The organism is Luteibacter aegosomatis, assembly GCF_023078455.1.
Lineage (GTDB): Bacteria > Pseudomonadota > Gammaproteobacteria > Xanthomonadales > Rhodanobacteraceae > Luteibacter > Luteibacter aegosomatis.
On the sequence record NZ_CP095740.1, the window covers coordinates 732,538 to 752,143 of the forward strand.

General features: G+C 58.2%; 17 protein-coding genes. 9 read left to right on the forward strand and 8 right to left on the reverse strand.

What is annotated here, in order from left to right:
- Positions 1-119 precede the first annotated feature (119 nt).
- The 9 genes from L2Y94_RS03225 to L2Y94_RS03265 all read left to right on the forward strand — a co-directional run bounded on the left by L2Y94_RS03225 (position 120) and on the right by L2Y94_RS03265 (position 12,475).
- Entirely contained in the window at positions 120-1,925 is a 1,806-nt protein-coding gene (locus L2Y94_RS03225; protein WP_247373082.1) for a DUF262 domain-containing protein, read from the forward strand.
- Between the two features lie 322 nt (positions 1,926-2,247).
- A complete protein-coding gene (locus L2Y94_RS03230; RefSeq protein ID WP_247373083.1) occupies positions 2,248-4,776 on the forward strand; it encodes a Z1 domain-containing protein in 2,529 nt (842 codons plus the stop codon).
- Positions 4,776-5,831 carry a PD-(D/E)XK motif protein gene (locus tag L2Y94_RS03235; protein WP_247373085.1) on the forward strand — a complete coding sequence of 352 codons (1,056 nt, stop codon included), beginning with the start codon at positions 4,776-4,778 and terminating at the stop codon, positions 5,829-5,831. Before L2Y94_RS03230 ends, L2Y94_RS03235 begins: the two co-directional genes overlap by 1 nt.
- A gap of 584 nt (positions 5,832-6,415) precedes the next feature.
- Positions 6,416-6,733 (forward strand): hypothetical protein, encoded by a 318-nt coding sequence (locus L2Y94_RS03240; RefSeq protein ID WP_247373087.1) that lies wholly within the window; start codon positions 6,416-6,418, stop codon positions 6,731-6,733.
- A gap of 114 nt (positions 6,734-6,847) precedes the next feature.
- Entirely contained in the window at positions 6,848-7,420 is a 573-nt protein-coding gene (locus L2Y94_RS03245; RefSeq protein WP_247373088.1) for a hypothetical protein, read from the forward strand.
- A gap of 12 nt (positions 7,421-7,432) precedes the next feature.
- Positions 7,433-10,081: a T6SS phospholipase effector Tle1-like catalytic domain-containing protein gene (locus L2Y94_RS03250; protein WP_247373090.1), complete on the forward strand. Its 2,649-nt coding sequence runs from the start codon at positions 7,433-7,435 to the stop codon at positions 10,079-10,081.
- A complete protein-coding gene (locus L2Y94_RS03255) occupies positions 10,078-10,860 on the forward strand; it encodes a hypothetical protein (RefSeq protein ID WP_247373092.1) in 783 nt (260 codons plus the stop codon). The genes L2Y94_RS03250 and L2Y94_RS03255 overlap by 4 nt, the downstream gene beginning before the upstream one ends.
- Positions 10,861-11,065: 205 nt before the next feature.
- Complete coding sequence (locus L2Y94_RS03260) at positions 11,066-11,599, forward strand: hypothetical protein (protein ID WP_247373094.1); 534 nt, start codon at positions 11,066-11,068, stop codon at positions 11,597-11,599.
- Positions 11,600-12,070: 471 nt separating this feature from the next.
- On the forward strand, positions 12,071-12,475 hold the full coding sequence (locus L2Y94_RS03265) for a hypothetical protein (protein ID WP_247373096.1): 405 nt from the start codon (positions 12,071-12,073) through the stop codon (positions 12,473-12,475).
- 304 nt (positions 12,476-12,779) lie between these two features.
- Here the strand turns inward: L2Y94_RS03265 and bamE are convergent, their stop codons facing one another.
- The 8 genes from bamE to L2Y94_RS03305 form a co-directional block, all read right to left on the reverse strand.
- Positions 12,780-13,085 (reverse strand): outer membrane protein assembly factor BamE domain-containing protein, encoded by a 306-nt coding sequence (gene bamE / locus L2Y94_RS03270; protein WP_247373098.1) that lies wholly within the window; start codon positions 13,083-13,085, stop codon positions 12,780-12,782.
- A 263-nt stretch (positions 13,086-13,348) separates the two neighbouring features.
- Positions 13,349-13,843: a DUF4189 domain-containing protein gene (locus L2Y94_RS03275; protein ID WP_247373100.1), complete on the reverse strand. Its 495-nt coding sequence runs from the start codon at positions 13,841-13,843 to the stop codon at positions 13,349-13,351.
- Positions 13,844-13,846: 3 nt separating this feature from the next.
- A complete protein-coding gene (locus L2Y94_RS03280; RefSeq protein ID WP_247373101.1) occupies positions 13,847-14,932 on the reverse strand; it encodes a TrbL/VirB6 family protein in 1,086 nt (361 codons plus the stop codon).
- 20 nt (positions 14,933-14,952) lie between these two features.
- Positions 14,953-15,753 carry a hypothetical protein gene (locus L2Y94_RS03285; protein WP_247373102.1) on the reverse strand — a complete coding sequence of 267 codons (801 nt, stop codon included), beginning with the start codon at positions 15,751-15,753 and terminating at the stop codon, positions 14,953-14,955.
- 28 nt (positions 15,754-15,781) lie between these two features.
- Positions 15,782-17,032 carry a TrbI/VirB10 family protein gene (locus tag L2Y94_RS03290; protein ID WP_247373103.1) on the reverse strand — a complete coding sequence of 417 codons (1,251 nt, stop codon included), beginning with the start codon at positions 17,030-17,032 and terminating at the stop codon, positions 15,782-15,784.
- Positions 17,029-17,817 (reverse strand): TrbG/VirB9 family P-type conjugative transfer protein, encoded by a 789-nt coding sequence (locus L2Y94_RS03295; protein WP_247373104.1) that lies wholly within the window; start codon positions 17,815-17,817, stop codon positions 17,029-17,031. The genes L2Y94_RS03290 and L2Y94_RS03295 overlap by 4 nt, the downstream gene beginning before the upstream one ends.
- Positions 17,814-18,236, reverse strand: coding sequence for a hypothetical protein (locus L2Y94_RS03300; protein WP_247373105.1), 423 nt, complete (start codon positions 18,234-18,236; stop codon positions 17,814-17,816). The genes L2Y94_RS03295 and L2Y94_RS03300 overlap by 4 nt, the downstream gene beginning before the upstream one ends.
- Before the next feature lie 543 nt (positions 18,237-18,779).
- Positions 18,780-19,580 carry a hypothetical protein gene (locus L2Y94_RS03305; RefSeq protein ID WP_247373106.1) on the reverse strand — a complete coding sequence of 267 codons (801 nt, stop codon included), beginning with the start codon at positions 19,578-19,580 and terminating at the stop codon, positions 18,780-18,782.
- Positions 19,581-19,606 lie beyond the last annotated feature (26 nt).

Consider the following 19,606-nt stretch of genomic DNA (forward strand, 5'->3'; position numbering starts at 1 on the left):
TCAATCCGACTTGCACCACCATAGGATTAGGTGGGATCAAGAAGAAGGACGGACACGCGAAAGGTTAGTTCCGATGGGATAGCCTGGCGTGGAGAAGAACACTATTGGGGGGATCTGTCTTGGAAGATTTAGATTTTGATCAAGTTGCCACGTTATTGGCCGAACTTTCACAGCCCGGGCAACTGCCAAAGATCGGGGGACGAACAAAGCCACCAATCGCTTTCGATCCGTTGGACGTTGATTTCTCTTCCAACGAGTGGCTGTCCCGGCTCCTGGACGTCACCCCCTGGCTCAATTTGGACTCTACATTCGAACGCGACGAGTCGCCGAGGACGGTCGCACTACGCCTGTTTGATGAACTTTTGCCAGGAAAATCTGGGCTTTGCTTTCAAGACTCCGAGGGGGCGATCCTACTTCTCGAAATGGGCGCTCAAGCGCTTGAGGAGCGGCTCAGTCGCGCCGTAAGCAACAGAGCAGACTTTTTGCAAATGCTGGACGAAGACGTATCTCTGGCTGCTGCGACGGAAGCATGGAGCGACGCCTGGAACGAGATTCCGGCAACAGAGCCAATCTCAATTAACGCGACGGTTGATAAGTGGCGCATTTATGATTTGTCAGGACGAGCTCGACAACAGCAACTCGAACTCAATCCTACGTATCAGCGCGACTTCGTGTGGTCTAACGCGGACTCACAAATGCTGATTGAGTCAATTCTTCGCGGAATTCCCCTGCCGTCGATTATTCTTGCTCGCGTCTCCAGCAGCCAGCGATTCCAGATTGTTGACGGCAAGCAACGTCTTACCGCAATCCTACGATTCATGGGCGCCCATCCCGAAGGGCGGGCGAACGCGATGAAGCTTAAGGACCCAGAGCTATTCGACTCAAATTTTGCTCAGTTCGCAAAGCGAAATAACTTGCGTGCTACAGAGGTTCGCGAAAAGTACTTGCCCTTCAGGACAAAGAAGTACACGGATGACAAGGACCCGCTCAAGGGTCTTGGCGGGCGGTACTATTGCGAGATTCGAGAAAAGCAGGTTTTCATTGCGGGCGAAATGATCACCGTTGCCGACCTCTTCGAACGCGCATGTGACTATTTCATTCCCGTCCTTATTTATAAAGACACGCCCGTTCGAGATATTCACAAGGTTTTTCGACTCTACAATCAACAGGGAATTAAGTTAAATGCAGAGGAGATCCGAAATGCCGTTTTCAATCACCTCGTCATCTCCAGGCTCGTGCTTTTTGTAGGCGGAGATAGGCCTGAGCCCGAGATTGCTCCGGAACTGGTCGGCGCGGGGATCGATCCGACATCGGCTCATGAAAACATCCGCGCGCTGGGATTTGGGATCACTCGATTCCGTCGCACAAAAGTTCTTCTTTGGACGGTAGCAACGTTAATTCTTAAGCCAGGTCAAGGCCCTGACGGGAGCTATCGCACTCCGTCGACCGCGAGCCATATCGATGAATTCCTCCGCTTAATAGACGGCACATCCCTTGCGCAGTTCAGATCACCATCCACACTTGAGAATCTCGCCAGGGATCTGATTGCGGCGCTGGAACTACACCAGTCCGCCTCAGATGCATGGCATCCGAGGTTTCGCCGAAAAGGCAAAAGCGAGATGGCGTCGCGATGGGAAGAACTGCCAGTGGTCGCAAGCCTTCTTGCGTGTATTGTTTTGGTGTTAAGCCATCAAGAACAAAAGCTGGAAGACAACGTCGAAGCAGTACGCGATGTCACTTCCAAAATGGTTGGGCCACAGAGTACGCAGAACAAAACTCAGTGGGCTCATATCGCTAACGCGGCGATCACAATTCTTGAAACCGTTGGGGTGGATTTCACCAGCGTGGATGCTGTTCTGGTCGAAAGGTACGGCGAAAGCGCTATCGCGGCGCTTCTCGAGATCAGAAAGATTCCGATCGTCTAACATGAGTAATAGTATTCCTACGGGTAAACCAAAGGCTATCGTTCCCGTCGACGGAATGAGTGCATCTACGGGGCCGTCGGAAGGCGGCCGCCTCGAGAATGAGCCCTGGTGGAGCCGCTACCACGCGAGCATTGAGAATCGCATGTCGCCGACCGCGCTTGCGGTCTTGCGCGAGGACGCGCGGTATATTGTCACTAAGGCCTTGCCGCGCAAAGATAATCATTGGGATCACCCAGCATGGCACGACACGCGCGTTCGAACAGGCATGGTGGTGGGGTCAGTGCAATCTGGCAAGACCGCGAACATGCTAGGCGTCGCCGCCATGGCTCTCGACGAAGGGGTCGACCTACTGATTCTCCTCGCTGGCACGAGAGTCAGCTTGTGGCTACAGACATACGAGCGTCTTCTCTCTCAACTTGATGGATCGGACGTCGAGAGCGCCTTCCGGCGCCGAGATCAGCGGCTCATATTGCCACAGCCTGCGGATGTGCTTTTCGAGAAGCGCGCTGATCCATCGCGATATCTCCAGCGACCTTTAGCTCGTCAAGCACTCAAGGCGGGCCGGCCTATCATATGTGTTGTTCCGAAAGAGGATGACCACCTCCTCTCCCTTCGTCGATTTCTTGTAGATGTCGTTGATGGAGCTTTTCTATCTTCGAGAGAAGATGCCTTCTCCATTCTTCTCCTGGATGACGAAGCCGACGACGCGAGCGTCTTAGATAGCGATCGAGCACAAAAGATCACGCCGCGCCTTATTGCCTCATTGTGGAGCGGGGATACTGATGAAGCCGCTACGCGCCACCCAAATCTAGTTGCAAGCTATGTCGCATATACTGCCACGCCGCAAGCGAATTTTCTTCAAGCGACGCACAACCCTTTGAGTCCCAGAGATTTCAGCGCTGCTCTGAGAACACCTGGCACAGTGGGCAGCGTCGTCCCGAGGACGGGCACATATGCTGAGTTAGCGGGCATTCGGTCGCACTATTGCGGCGGAGAAATATTCTACGAGCGCCTACGGAAAGCTGGTGAAGCGGCGCTGTGTGTTACGGCGCCCTACCCAGAGGTGATGCCCGGCGAAACAGACTACGATTTCGCTAGACGACGAGATGCGGTTCGTTGGACGATGCTTTCCGACGCACTTCGTTGCTACCTTGTCGGAGCTGCCGTCAGGAGCATCGCACCTGGCTGGGAAAGCGCTTTCGATCATAAGCAGACATATCAAAGCATATTAGATGTACCCGCAGCTTCACACTTTGCGCATACGATGCTTATTCATCCTTCTGCGAGAAAGGAAGATCACTTCCAAGTCGCAGCCGATGTACTGCGATGGGCGCTGGCGGAACCCGGCTGTGAGAACGATGTCCATTTAGACGACGACATTCTAGATTCATTTCAGATTTCTGCTGCGGGGTTGACGCGCCGCCTGTCAACTGAGGAGAACGCGTGGTCTGCATGGCTCACGAGGTTTGAAGCATCACGGATTGTCCTCGCCACCCTTCCCGGTGCACCCTATCGTTCTATACAGAGAGCCGATTGGCCCGCGGTTCGTGATGCATTGGTCAACAGAATCTTTCCGAATCTTCGCCTCCGCGTACTGAACAGCGACCCCGCGTCTGACGATCGCCCCCATTTCGAGCCGACGGGTTGTGATGGAGCATTTCGCATTGCCGAGGACAGCCTTTCAATCTTTGTGGCAGGCAACGTGCTTTCGCGTGGCCTTACGCTAGAGGGGTTAAGTTCGAGTCTTTTCCTGCGGGGCGCCGCTGAGCCAGCTGCGGATACCCAAATGCAGATGCAGCGCTGGTTTGGCTATCGCGGTAACTTCTTGCCATTTTGCCGGGTCTTCACTTACGAGGATCAGTTGCAACTCTTCAGGCGCTATCACGTCAACGACGGCGCGTTGAAGGCTGAGATCATGGCGTCCATGGACAGCAAGGGCGAAGCCCTTGGTCCTGCCTTAGTGCTGCAGGGCGCGGCTTTTGTTGCTACCAGTAAAGTTGAAGCAAGGAGAGCGCCACTATCTCCTGGACCTAGGCCGTCAATCCGGCTCATCGAGGCACACGATGATGTGTTGGCTAAGCAAAACATGGATCTCGCGGCAGATATTTTGAGCGAGGGGACTTGGGTTCCGCTTTCGGACCACAGCGGACTTCAGCGAGGTCTGATTCGCTCGGAACCAATGAGCCTTAACGATCTCGCCGACGTTTTAGACAGATTGCGTTACTCCCACCATGACCCGGAATTGAGTAGCGAGTTAAGTTCCCGCTGGTTGCATTACGCCCGATTGCTGGAGATCAGTCGCCCATTGTTTTCTCCGCCTGCACGGAATCCACAGGCTTTTAGCGTCGATCCACAAGCCTGCCCATACTCAATTGCGGCGTACCTTAGGCTATGGTCGGATTTGAGCGGTGATCGGTTGGCTCCGGGCTTTTATCCAACGGACCGTCCCGAGGTACCGTGGAACTTCGCGGATACGTTAAACGCTAAGACGCCTGAGTTCTATGTCGCGTTTCGATATGGACCCATTCCTGCGAGAGATTCACGCCTAGCAGCACATGGGGTTCGGGCTGTTACGCGGAAAATATCTAGTAACGAGCGGGCGCTTGAGGCACTCTGGGGAACACGCGGATATGGCGGAAACTATTACGGTGACGAGCTCGTCGACTACTATTTCCACAACGCGACACCTGTTCCAAATATCCAAGGTGGAGCGACTTGGCGACCTCGTGGGCACCCAGGCCTAGCCCTATTTCACGTAGTAAGCGCTCCCAATCTAGCGACAGATCTTTTGGCCGTGGGGCTTGGCCTGCCTCACGGCGGACCTGACCACATTGCAGCCCTTCGAGCCTAATGAATATCAACTTCGAAGTATTGCGGGATGAACTCCACAATCTGGCGGTACCTGCCGGTCGAGCCCGAAATGTTCTCTGGCTCACTGCCACGCTTGCCGTCGGTCGCACATCCACGGGCGACTATGAAATTTTTATTCTCGGAGAGGCGATCCAGGCCTCATCAGCGCTCGTTCGACGACACATGAGGCACAGTGAATGGCAACCGGAGGAGGGCGGTGATCCCTTTTTTGCAAACCGCATCGTTCTTCCCTCCGCTCAGCATTTCGCCGCAGTGGCCACTCTTATTGCTACCGAACTTCTACGAGCGGGTGTTGCAGGGCCTTACGGTGCACAGTCAGCGTTCACGGACGTGGAGCCCATTGTTGAGATGGCTATTCGACGTGGGGCGCTCACGGAGAGCGAGATCATTGGCCTCGTTGGCGAGTTGACTGTCCTAAGGCAGCTGGTTATGGGATGCTCCGAACAGTATGAAGCATTACTGCGCGCGATCGACTTCTGGCAGGGTTGGCAGCGGCAAGGTGGGCGCGACTTCCGTATAGGCGACTACTCCATCGAAGTAAAAACGACGCAGCTGGGCGAATCGATTCATCAATTTACTGGTTTACATCAAGTTGAGCCAGGCCGCTTAGCATCCGGAGCAATCGAACGACTTCACATTGCTAGCTTAGGTTTGATTGCATCAGCCACGGTCGGCGAAAGCCTTCCAGATGTTGTGGAGAGTATCTTGACACTGCTCGCTCGCAGCTCTGCCGGCCCTGAGGTGAGTGAAGAGTTCTTGCGCCGAGTTTCACTTTATGGGACGGCGGGCTTTGGTTACGCGCATGGAGCTATGAGCGAATCGAGCATGTACGGGACTAGATATGTCCATACGTTCGCGCCTAGGCTCTACCGTGTCGACGATCCGGCAATGCGCCTACTAAAGCGTGAGTCAATCGCCGAAACATTTGTGCAAGCGGATGGGCTCTCCTTCACCTTGCATCTCCCTCCTCATATTTCAGCCTACAATCCCGCGGAGCACTGGGACGTTGCCTTGAATGCAATGGCTTCCACATAGGTCCGCAGACGCTATTTGCTGTCTACAACGACTCACTAGCTTGATGAGACTTGAAAGCAGCGGCGACATATCAAAGCCTCTTGGGACTACAGACAACCTTCCGTTGATTTGCTACGTTCCATCTGTTGCCCGCGCCAACGTCGAACACGCATCGCAGGCAACCATCGCTTGAAGCGGTGAGAAGTCGCGAGCCAGGAGCGTTGCAGCGCCCCTGACTCGCTAACCACAACCAACTTGCTAGGAGCTGATCAGTGGCTACCCCCGATCATACGGCACCCGCTCGCCCGCCGAACCCCCAAGGCGGCATCCCCCCTGGAAACCGGGCCGTCTGCGTCCCTCGCAGACACGGTTGAAGAACCGCGGCGTCCCGCCGTAAGCCTCTGCTTTCTCTGGCCGTTTCGACCCGGCGTGGTCACGTGCGCCGGTAAGAAAGGCGGGCGCCGCTCCTACTTCGTCAATCAGCCGCCCGGCGCCCGGTCACGGGCAGCCGGAGGAACCCGCGAGTCCGTTTGATCCGCGGCATGTCGCGTGATGCGGCATGCCGCACCTGGACTTCGGGTGCGGTTTTTCTCAAGGAACAGAAGATGTCTTTCTCGAGCGAGCGTGTGGTGAAACAGGTCGGTTGCTATGCCTTCGATGAAGATGCAACCGCCCATGAGTTGTTGAATCAGGCGACCGAATGGTTGCAGTACGCACGAGGCCTCAGCCAGCTACTGGCGGACCTGGTGCATGAAACCGATGACCTGGACTGCGGCAGGATGGCTTTGGGCTTGGAAGCCATTGGTGAGCTGACGCATCTTGGTGTGTTGTGTGCGGCCGAGGCGAATGCACGCATGTGTTGGCAACAGGCGCACGACTTGGGTAGGTTGGAGAGGGATCAGCGGATCAAGGCGTCGCGCTGACGTCCTGTCCCAATGATGAATTGACTCCGTCCAATGAGAGCTATCTCAAGATCTTCGTTGGAACGACTGAAACACTCGATGGGTTAACCACCCTGATCTGGAGGATCGAACGTCATGTCTGAAGAATCCGTCCGTCGCGAGCTCGCCGGACCGTTGTACGGTCAGGAGCCTTGGCCGCTTCGTTTTCATACCCACGGTTTCGCATTTCGTTGCTACAACACGCTCCAATGCAGCGCCATCTATAACCGCTACCAATTCGGGACTCGCAAGTGGCACGTCGGCATTCCATATGATGGCCCGGCCGGTCCGCCGTCGGCGGAGGACGAGCGAAGCGAATGGAATTGTCTACATGCCATTCCTGCTCTAGGCGGCAAGACCTTTCCTGGGCCGGTCGAGATCGAGTGGACATCCTTGGACGGAGACGAGCATGCCACCTCCGTGGACCTTGATGCCCTGTTCAAGGACCGATTGGTCCTTCACGCCGTTCCTCGGCACGAGGTCAAGGAATCCTGGCTTAAAGGCGTCCCGATTGAGCCGGTGATTCCGAACATTCTGGTCGAGGTCAATGACCGGACTGTCAGCGTCCATATGCAGGCGTTGATCGTTACCGAGGTCGAAAACGAAACAGGTCTGCGGGTTAGCCGGATTCGTAGCGATGCCGTGTTGGCCAGGTCCGTCACTTATTGAGCAAGGAATGCCATGAATAAGGAAAAGCTTGCCATTGACGGCGCGCCTGACGACGGCGTTGGTCACACCCTTGCCGGGCCCGACGTGCTGGCGAAATACAAGGATGCGAGTGACCATCTCGCGCGCTTTAAGGTTCATCCGCTAACGAACGGAAATAATCCGAACGAACGGCTTTACTTGGTTGCCTTCGACGGCACGGGGAACAACAAGTTTCGTGATCCGTTGCGTGCCACGAACGTAGCCAAGATCTATGACGAGCTCATGGGGTCGAATGTCGTCCGGTCTGGTCAGGCAGGCGCGATCTACATCCAGGGGCCGGGAACCCAGAAGGATTTCATCAAAGCGACGCTCGATGCTGCGCGTGGTTCGTCCTACGAATCGAATATCAATGATGCCTATCACTTTCTGGTGCATCGGGCGAATCAGTGGGCCGCGGAGAATCCCAATGTCGATGTTCGCGTAAATTCCATTGGCTTCAGCAGAGGAGCCAGTCAAGTCCCCGGCTTTGCTCGACTTTTACATGAGAAGGGCATCCCCGATCTAAATAGCAGATTCGTGCTGCCTGACGGACAAGTCGTCTACGACCGTTACATCAGCGAACCTGGGAAAGTCGTCCAAGCCGTTGGCCTGTTCGACCCTGTCGCTACCGGCGTGCCCCTCAACTTCGACCGCCGCCTTCCACCCTCCGTGATCTCCGGCTTCCAGATTACGGCGATGGACGAGAAGCGCATGCTCTTCCCGGTCGACGAGATCCTTCCTCCTGGCCCGTCCGAAGACGGTCGCTTCCTCAACGTGATGGTGCCCGGCGCGCATTCCGATGTCGGCGGCGGCTACGGCCGCGATGGGCTGTCGATACGCTGCGGCAACCTCATGCGGGATTACTGCAATGCGTTGAGTGCCGTACCGTACCTGCAGAAGGAACACGAGCCGACGGACGTTCGTCTCAACGTGATCCATCAGTCGAAGGAAGGCGAGCTGATCTTTCGGCTCGATCCGCGCGACGCCGTGCGAGGGACACCGAGTGGTACGAATCGGGTCCTGTTTCCACCGGAAGCCGGGCATGCCGCCTCGGTGCCACACTTTCCCGAGCCCGTGGACAAGCGCCTGCTCGAAGGCTTGCCGTCGAAACCCGTCGCCATTGGAGAGCCCAAGCTTACGTCGGATCGTCCGCCACTTGGATTTGCCTCGGACGATGCGATCAACCGGGCGGGGCGCTCGGTGCCCTTGGCCCCCAAAGTTACCCGCGGCCTCGGAGGGGTCATATCGGCTGTGGATGCCGTCAACGTCGCCCGGGACGTGCGGGAGCGACTCGCCGACGGCAACGAGACGGCGGCCGACTCGCACATGTTGCATTTCGCCAGCCGAAACGCCGCGGGGTGGGCGGGTCTCGAAGCCGGGCTGCTGGCCGGTGGCGCGATGGGCATCGAGTCCGGTCCCGGCCTGCTCGTGACCGGCGGTCTAGGCGGTCTCGTCGGGGGAGTGGTCGGCGACAGGCTGGCGGATGCTGTCGACGCGTATCGGATCCACCATCAACGTGGGCGGGATGGACGGCCCTGGGTATTGAACGAGTCGTCAGTCTGGGAGCTGGACATGCCGCCCGTCCCCGGCGTGCCGAACTGGAAGCCGGAGCGGGCGAGTCGCGAGGAGGCGAGTTGGCTCGATTACCAGGCAAGCAGCATGGCGACCGAGATGGCCCTCGGCCGCGACTACACGCCGAAAGACCCCTACGTGCAGCTGTCCTCGCCACGGGATACGCCCAGCCTGCGTGATGCGCCGTGGAAGCATGATCCCCAGACGCACCAGTGGGCGCGTGACGTCGCGGTCGGCTGGCAGGAGCACGGCCACATGCTCAGGCGGCGGGAGGTGGCATCGCCGGAACGGGCTGCCCAGCTAGACGAAGCCGCCAAGCGGACGATCGCGGAGAACCTCGCCGAGTCCTCACTGTCGGTTGCCATGCGTTATCAGGCGACCTATGAGCATGAGGGGTGGGGAAGACATGGCCCCATGCCCGAGGCGGTGTCACGCACTCTCGCCAAGCCAATGGAGAAGATCATGGCGTCGGACGGTCACGGCTACACGCGCGACGGCGACGGAGAATGGTCCCGCCCAGGGTGGTTCGGCTCGACGAGCCATCCCGAGGGTCTGGTGAAGGAAGAACTGGATGCCTCGGAGCGACTTGCCCGCCTGGGCATCTCTCCGGCGCCGGCATGGGAGCCGCAAAGCTCGGCCCCAATTCGCCTCGATAACGTCGGACATCCGGACCACTCACTGTATTCGCAGACTCGCAGGCACGTGGCCAAGCTCGATGCGTCACTCGGACGTCAGCCGGATCAACACACCGACAACATCGCTTCGGCGCTCGTCGTGCAAGCAAGAACGGAGGGCTTGAGCCGAATCGACAAGGTCTGGCTCACGCCGGACGGGACAAAAATGTGGGGCGAGCAGTTCTCTCCTCGGGGTGAGGAATACACCTGGGAAAGTAAACGCATGCATGTGATGACGAATGAGGCCAACACGCCCATGGAGCAGAGCGGGGCACGATGGCCGGAGGCTAGGAGGATGTTCGAACAGCAGGAGCAGCAGGAGGCTGACCTTAGGCAGCAGCGGTTGCAGGAGCGGATGATGGAGAGGTCGATCGGTGGGCTGTCGATGTCACGGTGAGCGATGCTCTGTATCTCTTTGGAGATGATGCGTTCCGGCTGGGCATGGCCTTGCCCAGCCGGGCGGATATGTATCGGGTGCGGGCGACAGATAAGGACGATAGGTGTATGGAAATGCGACAGGCCATAGCGGCGACGCTGGTATTGCTTGCGGCCGTGGCGGCGGTGACCTGCATGGCGGGAATGGCGGACGGCGGTTACCGGATCGAGAGCGATTCGCGGTTGATACGTGCAGCTATCACCGCATTTTCGATAACGGTGATCGGCTATTACGGCAAGCTGCGTCGGCGTTTGAAGTCGGCGAAATCGCTACCCATAGGCGAATTCACCCTCGCCGTGCGCGGAGACGCTTGGCTTCCTTATCAAGCCATTTATCGTGGAAGCTCCGAAGTCACCTGGAGTTCGGAAGATGAGGCGCCGCGCGACATCTGGCATGACACAGGCTATCGATCAAACGATCAGGCATCCTTCCTGGAGATCATTCTCTGTGATCGTTTCGGACGTGATCAGTCGTTGATGGTGGGCCTGCACGAGTTGATCCGTTCCGATGCAGTCATTACCGGCATGATCGGCAATCGCCGGCTTCCGAAGTCGTTGGACTTTCGGCTGATGCTCGACGTTGGTCAGACCAAGGTCCGACTCATCCTCTTTCCGGGATTTTCCCCGCCCATCTTTGATGAGCCGCCGGACAAGGATGCGCCGTGGCGCAAGGGCGGTACGACGCTATGGCGCGCATCGCGTAACCGGGATGGAGGGTGGAAAACCGATTCCGACAAGTAGGCTCCATCGTCGAAGCCTGAGCTCTGCCGTTACTGCACGACGCTCCCGCACGCGCCGGCCACTAAAGCCGAGCGGTCCGTGCCGTTTCGCGGCATTTGCCGATTATGTGTATTCGCAAGTTATTGCGATATCGTCGAACGTGGCCTACTGTCCTATCCAAATTCGATCGTCAGTCACCGTTGGCTTCACCAAGACAGGGAGCTGCATGATGAAGTGGATTCAGTCGATCATTGCTTTTATTTTGACGTCCGCGTTTGGCATGTTGTACAGCCCGCCCGCCCACGCGTTATACGACGTTGGAGGCGGGGTCTACTGCGAAGTATTTGACGCATGCGCCGACGGCTATTGTACGGCCCAGTTCGGCAACTGTTATGCGTGGGAAGGAAGCGGCGGAGCGCCGGCGGGCGGACCTCCTAACGGTGGTGGCCTCGATGGAAGCGGATGGTCGCCTGTGGGGGATGACATTCCCATGATTCCCGTTCCCCTTGGGAGTGGGGTGGTGGTAAAGGTGTCTCCAAATCGGAAGCACGTCATGTCGGATGAGGTGGATTGCACCTCAGAGGATGTCATCGTGGGTCAATTCGCGAACGCAGCTGATCTCATTTCACCGATGAATCCATTGAAAGTGGGAAGCGGCGTCACGGTTCACATGTATGGCGGCGACACCTGGAAATTTACGAAGGTATCCCAGCACGGAAGTGTCCGCTGGAAAGCCTTTGGTGAGTGCCGCCCTCAGTAGGAAACTCACATGACGACGCGAACTACGCTGAAAATCGGTCTGGCGCTTGTGACGGTAGCCGGACTCGTCACGCTGATTTTTGTGAGGAATGGCTCATTCGCAGAGGCCGCCTACGCTCAGAGTCCGGTACAGACCAACTCGCGTGCCGCGAGAGAGGAGGCTAAAGTTCAGTATGCTCCACTGAATCGCGTCGCCGACCATCGTGGGTTGTATCTCCAAGGGGATACCTACGAAACCCTGTCTTCTCGCCTTAAGGCAAGGGCGAAGGACGATCCCGACGCGAGGGCGCTTCTAGCCGATGCCTCGGCCCAGTGTGAAAACCTGGGGCGACCGCCATCCAGCTCCCGACCGGTGGATGCTTCGACCAGGGAGTACAGGGCGTGGCGTCTTCGCTTCTGCGGTCACGCTCGGGATATGGACGCCACGAGTTATCGCCTCTCACACACGGACCTGGGGGAAGTCAGGAATTTGGTGAATGACGACGGTGGGCTTATCGCTGGGCGTTCGAAGGAGGCCATCGACATTGTCCTGCATTCGACGTCCTACTCCGATATCGAGGCCGCAGGCCAATACTTGATGCATACGCCGGATGCCGATTGGGATCTTGGGAAGGATGCCGTGGCGGGTACAGCGATGGCCGGGAAGCTCAGGGAGCTCCAGCAGGTTGCCGTCGAAAGCGTCGCCTGCTCGTACTCGGGCACCTGCGAAGCCGGAGGGCTCAAGACGATGCAGGTATGCGCCATGCGCCGAGTCTGTGCCCCGGGGATAACCCTGTATGACGTCTGGGACATGATCTATTCGCCGCAGGAGATGGCGGTGGTTGCCGCTATGCAACGGGCTTTACTGGACCAGCGTAGGAGTGAGCGAACACCTTGAGTAGCGGGAGCCTGGTTGGAGATGGAAATCGGATGGTGGACCGCCCAGGGTTTCGGTGGACCGAGGAGTGTTGCTTCGGTCGATTATGGAGGACGTGCGCTATCCGCTTGGATGAGGCTAACGGATGGAACTAAGGCAGACCTTGATAGCAACCCGTCGCTAGGTTCTAGTTATGTCGGACGTAGTAGTTTGAACTTCACGAGCAGGTGTAAGCGCAAAAAAAAGAACGCGCCCCGGAAGGGCGCGCTCTGTAAGCATGGAAAAGTCATCGCTCCTGCCGTGGCGAGACAGAAGCGGGCAGCTACTACCTGCCTGCGGCGTTCAATAGCGGATTGCCCGAATCTCCCGGCATGGCGCCAGCCTTGTAAGCGTTAAGGAGAACGCCTTTCTTGTCGAACTCGAATACAGTGTTTTCATCGCGATTGGCGCCTAGAGCTGTACTCATCGTGAAGTAGTAAGTCCAGATCTCTTTGCCCATGAGTTCGGACTTCCGCGTTGGGTTTCCAATGGCGGAAACAACGTCCTCCCGGGTCGTCTTCCCGAATTTGAAGGAGGCAAGCTGTTCCGTGGTAACTTCCGTCCCCGTGCGACTGCTGAAGACTGAGCTCATGCTTGAGCATCCTCCCAGAGAAAGCAAGGAAGATGCTGTGGCTAACAACATAATGGTTCGTTTCATATCGATCCGTTCGTGATTTTAGATTGGAACGTTTTTGTTTGGCTCTCCTGTTGAACCAAACGCCGGATGGTCGGCCGCCTGCGTCCCATCCGTGTCAGAAGCAACAGGGCGTGTCGTGGGAAGTAACGCGTCCGTGCCGCTTATCTGATTCGCTTAGGTGCCAATGCGGGGTCATTCGAGGAGCCCGCCAATTGCGGCTAGCGGAACCTAAAGGGGGTACTGCAGGAAGAATGGTGGATTTCGCACCTGTCGTTCTTTTTTTCACAGGCCTTCAAAGCTTCTTTCTCCGTCTTCTCTTGCGAGAGTCCAGTACGAAGCATGAAACCCTTTTTTCCGACGGCCATTGCCAGGCATTCGTCCTCATAACTCTTCCGTATCACGCAATCCAGTCCACCGGCCTGCCTACACGCATTCATGGCTTCGGCTTCGGCAGCCATCCGTGATGGCTGATCATCAGCGGATCCCAGTGCCCCAGCCTTTACATCTATGGCAAGGGACCCGTACCCGCTTCGCCATACTTCATGCTGGCGCGGAGGCAGGCTCACTTCTGGCGGAGCCGTTGGCATGGGAATACAGGTCTGCCAGCCTTGGCCAGCCTGGGGATACTGTCCAGGCGGGCAGCCGCCTTCGCCGATCGCTTGCGCCGACCAGATAGACAGAAGAAAAAGTAACGGAATCGGTTGCTTGCTCATCACTTAATGCCTTGGCGTTATACCGGACTTGATCTCGTCCATCTGCTGGCCAGCAGACTGATCGATGCTTCGGATGGCGAGGTTATTCATGCCGTGAGATGAGGAGTTCGTGCTCGGGGGAATCCCAGAAGCGATCTGGGGATAACCGTGATATGAGCCAGGGGGTTGGCCCTGAGGACCTGGCTGACTTGCTGCGCCCCCCGCGAAGGCCGAATAACTCATGAAATTGCCTAATGTTCCCTGGAAGAACATGGCAGCCATGGGTGGAACGGAAACGATGAGTACAGTAAGCAAGAGCCCTATGCCACCTTGCTGCATCGCGGTGCTGGTCAAGCCTTCGGCGTCGTTACCGAGAATGTTGTTGACGATCTTCGCTCCCCACATGGCTTCGCTGACCTTGACAGTGAGTCGGAGAACGATGCCGGTTACGGCGCTCAGCAGAGCCATTGAGAAAACGGTGCCTATGCCGTACATGAGCCACTTTTTGAACAGCTCTTTGGTCTGGTCGAAGATTAGACAGAGGATGAAGATCGGTCCGAGGCCGATGAATAGCGCCATGGCGAACTGGTAGAGCAACAGCATGGCGCCGGCCGCCATGGCTGGGCTGGCGCTACCAAAGGTAGCGAGCCAAGTAGTTCGCTCTTTGGCGGCGATCATTTCCGGATCAGCGGCAATGACATGCACGGAACCGATCGTGCTCAATGCGAGCTGGGTCCATGCCAGGTTCTTGTCGATGGACTGCGCCGTGGTGCTGTCGGTTTCACCGGTGAACAGGCTATGGACCTCCTTATCCAGTTCGACGGTCAGGAAGTGATGCAGGCCGATACCGGCGACTGTCATCGTGCTTGCCGCGCTGACGATGACGGCGACACGACCCATCTGCAGCACGTTTGCCATCATGGGGCCGCGCGATTGACCGCTAAGGATGCGGTAGCCGAGAACGAAGATCCAAAGTGTTACGAGGGTCAACGATATGCCGCTTGCCCATTTGGACGTGTTGCCCATGAGCTGTTTGCCGAACGTCGCGATCTCTCTGTCAAGATAGTCGTGTATGAGCTTGAAGTAGATATAGCTGGAGATGTTCGGCACGTGCCGGACTCCTTTTTTCGTTATTTGCTAAGTGCCGCTTTCAGCGCAACCGTATTGACGATGGTGCCGAACGCGTCTGGCGCCCCGTTCAATGCCCGTCGCGACAGAGCCGATTGCCTCTTAAGAAGGCGAGTAATGTAGGTCTCGAACTGTTGCTGGCTTGCCTGCCAGTTAGCGCGGGCCGTTGCGACGGTCTTCCCATACTCGGAAAGCTGTTGGGTGAGTCCAGCTGTATTGCCGGACGACTCGCCAACCTTGGCCACCAGCTTTGCCTGTATGGCGGCCATCTCACGGGCCTTTAGGGCCATGAAGTCGAGATACCTCACGGTATCGTTGTACTTGGCGTTTCTTGATCGGACGATTTCGACGCAAAGGGTATGTTGTTGCTCGAGTACGCCGCCCTTAAGGTCGGGAACGAGCTTGTTTAGCGCCACGTTGAGAAGATCGGCCACGCTCTGTGGCGGGGCCCTTCCGGGGCACTCGATATCGACATCCTGGTCGTCCTCGGTTTTGCTGAACGTTCGCCTGATCTCAAACAAGGAGAATTCCAGGCGTGCCAGCTTGTTGAGCTGGGTCTTCCAGTGACGAGCTTGTTCGACCTGATGACCAACGATGTTTTGGTAGTGCTCAAAGGTTTGCTGCCATTCCGCGACCATCTCGAAATACTCTTCGTATTTCTGGACCATGGAGGTGTAGTCCCAGACGGGAAGGCCAGCGCGAGCGGGCTCGCTGATTGTTCCGCAAGAAAATACAAAGGCGGTCACGAAAGCTGCTCTCGTGAAGCCCGAGCGAATGGCTTCGAGAAGTTTTGTTTTGGTCATCGGAAGATTCATCGGGTTGTTGGCCGATTCAATAGCGCGCAACTACGCCGCCGAAGTCGACGTCCTTGGCCACATAGACCGCGAGGACCGTGCCCTGGTTGATGGTGACTGTCGCTGGACGGTTCGCCCCGCGAGATATGGCGCTGTTGGCGAGCGACTGGATGGTGGACGCCGTGTTGCTCTCGAATGGATTCAGCATGACCACGCCGTTGCTGACGGTCGCTCCGGCAGGGCCGTGCTTGGCGGCCGTGTATTTGAAGGCATCGCTGAACAAGCTCAGCATGAGGGCCGAGCTGATCCGGCTTCCCCAGTGTGCGTCGTAGTGACCCGGGTGTCCTGCGCCGCCCAGCGAATCCACGCCTGGGCTCGCCATGTTCACGTCGATGCCTGTGGGCGTGACGATGCGGTCCCAGATGACGGCTACACGAGGACCATTGGGTTCCATGGCGTATTTGCCTTGTACTTTCGAACCCTTGGGTAGCAGTAAGCGCTTTCCTGTGAAGGAGTAGACCGGTTCGTGGACCACGCAGGAGGTGAAGCCCGGGATATCGGTAATGATCCGGGTTTCCAGCACGCAGCGGATGAGGGTTCCGCGGAGCATCAGTGTGTCAGGCCGTACCAGCGGCGTGGCGCTGGATACATTCGACAGCTCCTTCGCGGTGTAGGCGAGGTTGCCAGTGGCGCTCATGCTGGGCTCGGCCTTCTGCGTTGACGGGTCTATGAGGAGCGGATAAGGGCGCCGGGAGGCCGGTCCGCCACTCACGCCTTCAGCGACGCCGGTCGTCCCCTGGCTGGCGGCAGCGATGCGGCGCTCCACGAGGGTCGGTGTTCGCGGCGCCTCGGCCTCCGGCTCGTCGTCGAACCGTTCACTGATCGCGGTCGTGACCGAGCGCAGCGGAATCGCCTGGGCGTTGGGCACGAACGGAGGAGGTGCGCCGGCCTCGGGAAGCGAAGCTTCCGGAGCTTTGTGTACCGTCAAAACCTCTTCGCGCGGCTGGGCACGTGGGGTCTCGCCGTTCGGCCCGTTCAACACCCAGGCAATGATCACGGCCAGAAGTGCTGCAATGCTGGCCAGCAGGCCGAGGGCCTTACGGTTGAGACGCCGTTCCTCGTGGGCGTTGAGTTCGGGTGCGCCCGCATCCAGGTTGACTTGCTCTGCATCTCGGCGTTTGGCCGATTCGATATAGGTGTTGGATTCCTCCGGCGCGCTATGCTCAGCCTGCGGCGCCCGCTCGTCGGCCACTTCGCCATCGTGGGGATGGGACATGTTCTGGTTCACTTCCGGGTGTTCCTTCGCAGGCCGATGACGTTGCTGTCGTGGCGGATGACGAGAAAGGGGTAGGTGCCGTGGACGACGATGGTGTTGCCTTCCACGGTGGTGTTGACGATGGCGTCGGCGCCTCGCTTCTTCTCGCGCATGTACACGGTGGGGAAGTTGCCCGTGGGGAATTGCTTCATGTCGGGCATCTTGATGTAGGTGAAACGGCCGTCATCGTAGACGTGCGTCGGCACCAACCACTTGGCCACGCGGCGGCGTTTGGCGTAGTCGTAGTCGAAGTGGTAGTCGCGGTTCCTTACCAGCGAGGTGTCGAGTAGCGGGGCCTCTTCGGCCTGCTTCATTACCGGGGCCAGGCTGGCGTCGGCGGGGTAGGTGAAGGTGATCTTGTATTGCACGCCGGCCTTGCGGGCCTGGTCGAGGGTTTTCCAGTCGGTGGCCACCACCTTGAGTTCGAAGATGTACGAGTGCGTGGCCGTGCGGATCATCATGTTGGTGTCCACGTCGACGTTCTTCGGCTTGACGTAGAACACGTTGTTGCGACGCGTGAGGTCCCAGCCCGAGCTGAAGCCCGTGCTGTAGTCGAGGATCTGCTCGTTGGGGCTGAGCTCGATCTGCGTCGTGATGCCCAGACCGGTGCGCACGGTGTAGATGCTGTCGTCCGCGTAGTCGTAGGTGGCGACGGCGGCGTGGCTCGACGTGGTGCCCTCGGCGCGGGACGGTTGTATCGCGCACAGGAAGGCGAGGCCGCCGACGAGGGTGGCGGTGAGGCGATGGGAGCGTTTCATGGGATGCGCGCTCCGTCGGCTTCCGCGTCGGAAGTGTCGGCGATCGCCGGGGGCTTGATCTCTTCCACGACGATTTGCGGGCCGTCGATCACCACGTTGAAGCCTTGCTTGACGTAGATGGCGCTCAACTGCGCCACGGCATCGCGCGCTTCCGAGGTATGGATGCGCGAGGCGGCCTTGGGCAGCGTGAAGTCGGAACGCAGGCGGTACGCCAACGTGGCGCCGGTGTCTTCGGTCCAGCGCGTGAGCGAGGCCTTGAGCGTGCCGTCGGTGGGCGAGGCGTAGTAGGTGTAGGGCAAGGCCAGCGGTACTTCGTTGATCTTCGTGTCGAAGCGGTTCACCGGCTTCCAGAAGCCACCGAAGTCCTTCGGTGAGGGTGTGCCGCAGCCGATCAGGCCGATGCAGAGGAGGGTCGGCACGCCGTATCGGCGTAGGGGGGCATGACGTTTTTTCAAGTTCAACTCGCAACGGCGGGACGCAAGGGGTGGTTACCCTCGAGGTTTCGAGGGCAAGGGATGAAAACCTTGTCGGGACGCGTGGGCGTCTAACGATGACGGGGCGTCATGTGTCCGCGGTTGGAACATCGTGGCGTGGGATCGTCCCTGATTCGTGTGGCATGTATCGCTCCTGGATAGTGCGTTTCAGAACGCTCGTTTGGGGTGTGTTTGTGAGTGTAAGCGCAAACTAATGGTTGCGCTATGCGATCACGGCAAAATCCCGTCGGCACGTCATGTCATTCCGGCGTACGACGTAGAACGCCTTGAGAATTTACGCAATCCGATCGTTTCGCCGTGTTCGCGAATGCCCATGAACGATCGGGCGAACGATGTTGCCAGCGGTGCGTCGCTGACAACATCGTCGTGTGCCGACGTTGTGGACAGGCTGTCCCGTCGAGCCGCGTCAGGGCACGCGTTGTCCGCGGCTGCCTGCTCGCCCTTGGCGTCCGGCGAGCCCTCGACGGCTCACAACTCCGTGCTCCCGCCGTGGGGACCCTGGTTGTCGTCGGGAAGCACGTCGTCACCCAGGGCGGCGGATGCCGTTTTTCGCACGCACTCGAGGATGTGATCCATTTTCCTGCGTGCTTCGTCGATGTCGCCGAAGTCGTTGATCGGGTCGGTGGATCGCTTGGTCCGATGGTTGCCGCTACCGAAGCACACGGCAGGACACAGAGGGTTGAAGGCCGGCGTCGGCTCGGATCGGTCGAGCAGGTAGTCCCACGTGAATGGGGCATGGTTCAAGGTGCCCGGCGCGTCGAGCGAATGCTCGGATTCGTACTCCGCGACGCGTTGCGGCACATGATCGCGTCCCTGGCTGACGTACTCGGCGGCATCGATGATGTCGTCGGCTGGAATGGCGACGGGCGTCACCCATTCGCTTTCCGACATGTAGCGCCATGCCGCCATTTCGTAGGCCAGGTCGTTGGTCTGCCGCCTTGCATAGATCAGGCTCTGCACGGCGTTGTAGAAGTGTTCGGTGGCCCGGATACGGTAGACGTAGAACCGCGCGCCCACGGGCTGGTTTTCGCTGCCCCAGTTCACGGCGAACGTTTCGTTGGACGATACCGCGATGAAGCCGGTGGTTCGCACGCCGGGCTGGCAGGTCTCACCGATCACGTGCTGGAAGATGCTCAGGCGGTTGCCACCGGGCGTGAATCCATCGCGGAAGATTTCTTCCGGTGGACGAGTGTCCATCCGATAGAAGAACGAAGCATGGGATGCCACGGGAGCGAAGAGGAAAAACAGGAGAACGAGGAGTTGTCTCACGGTGCCGTCCTTGGGTTGGCGTTGAA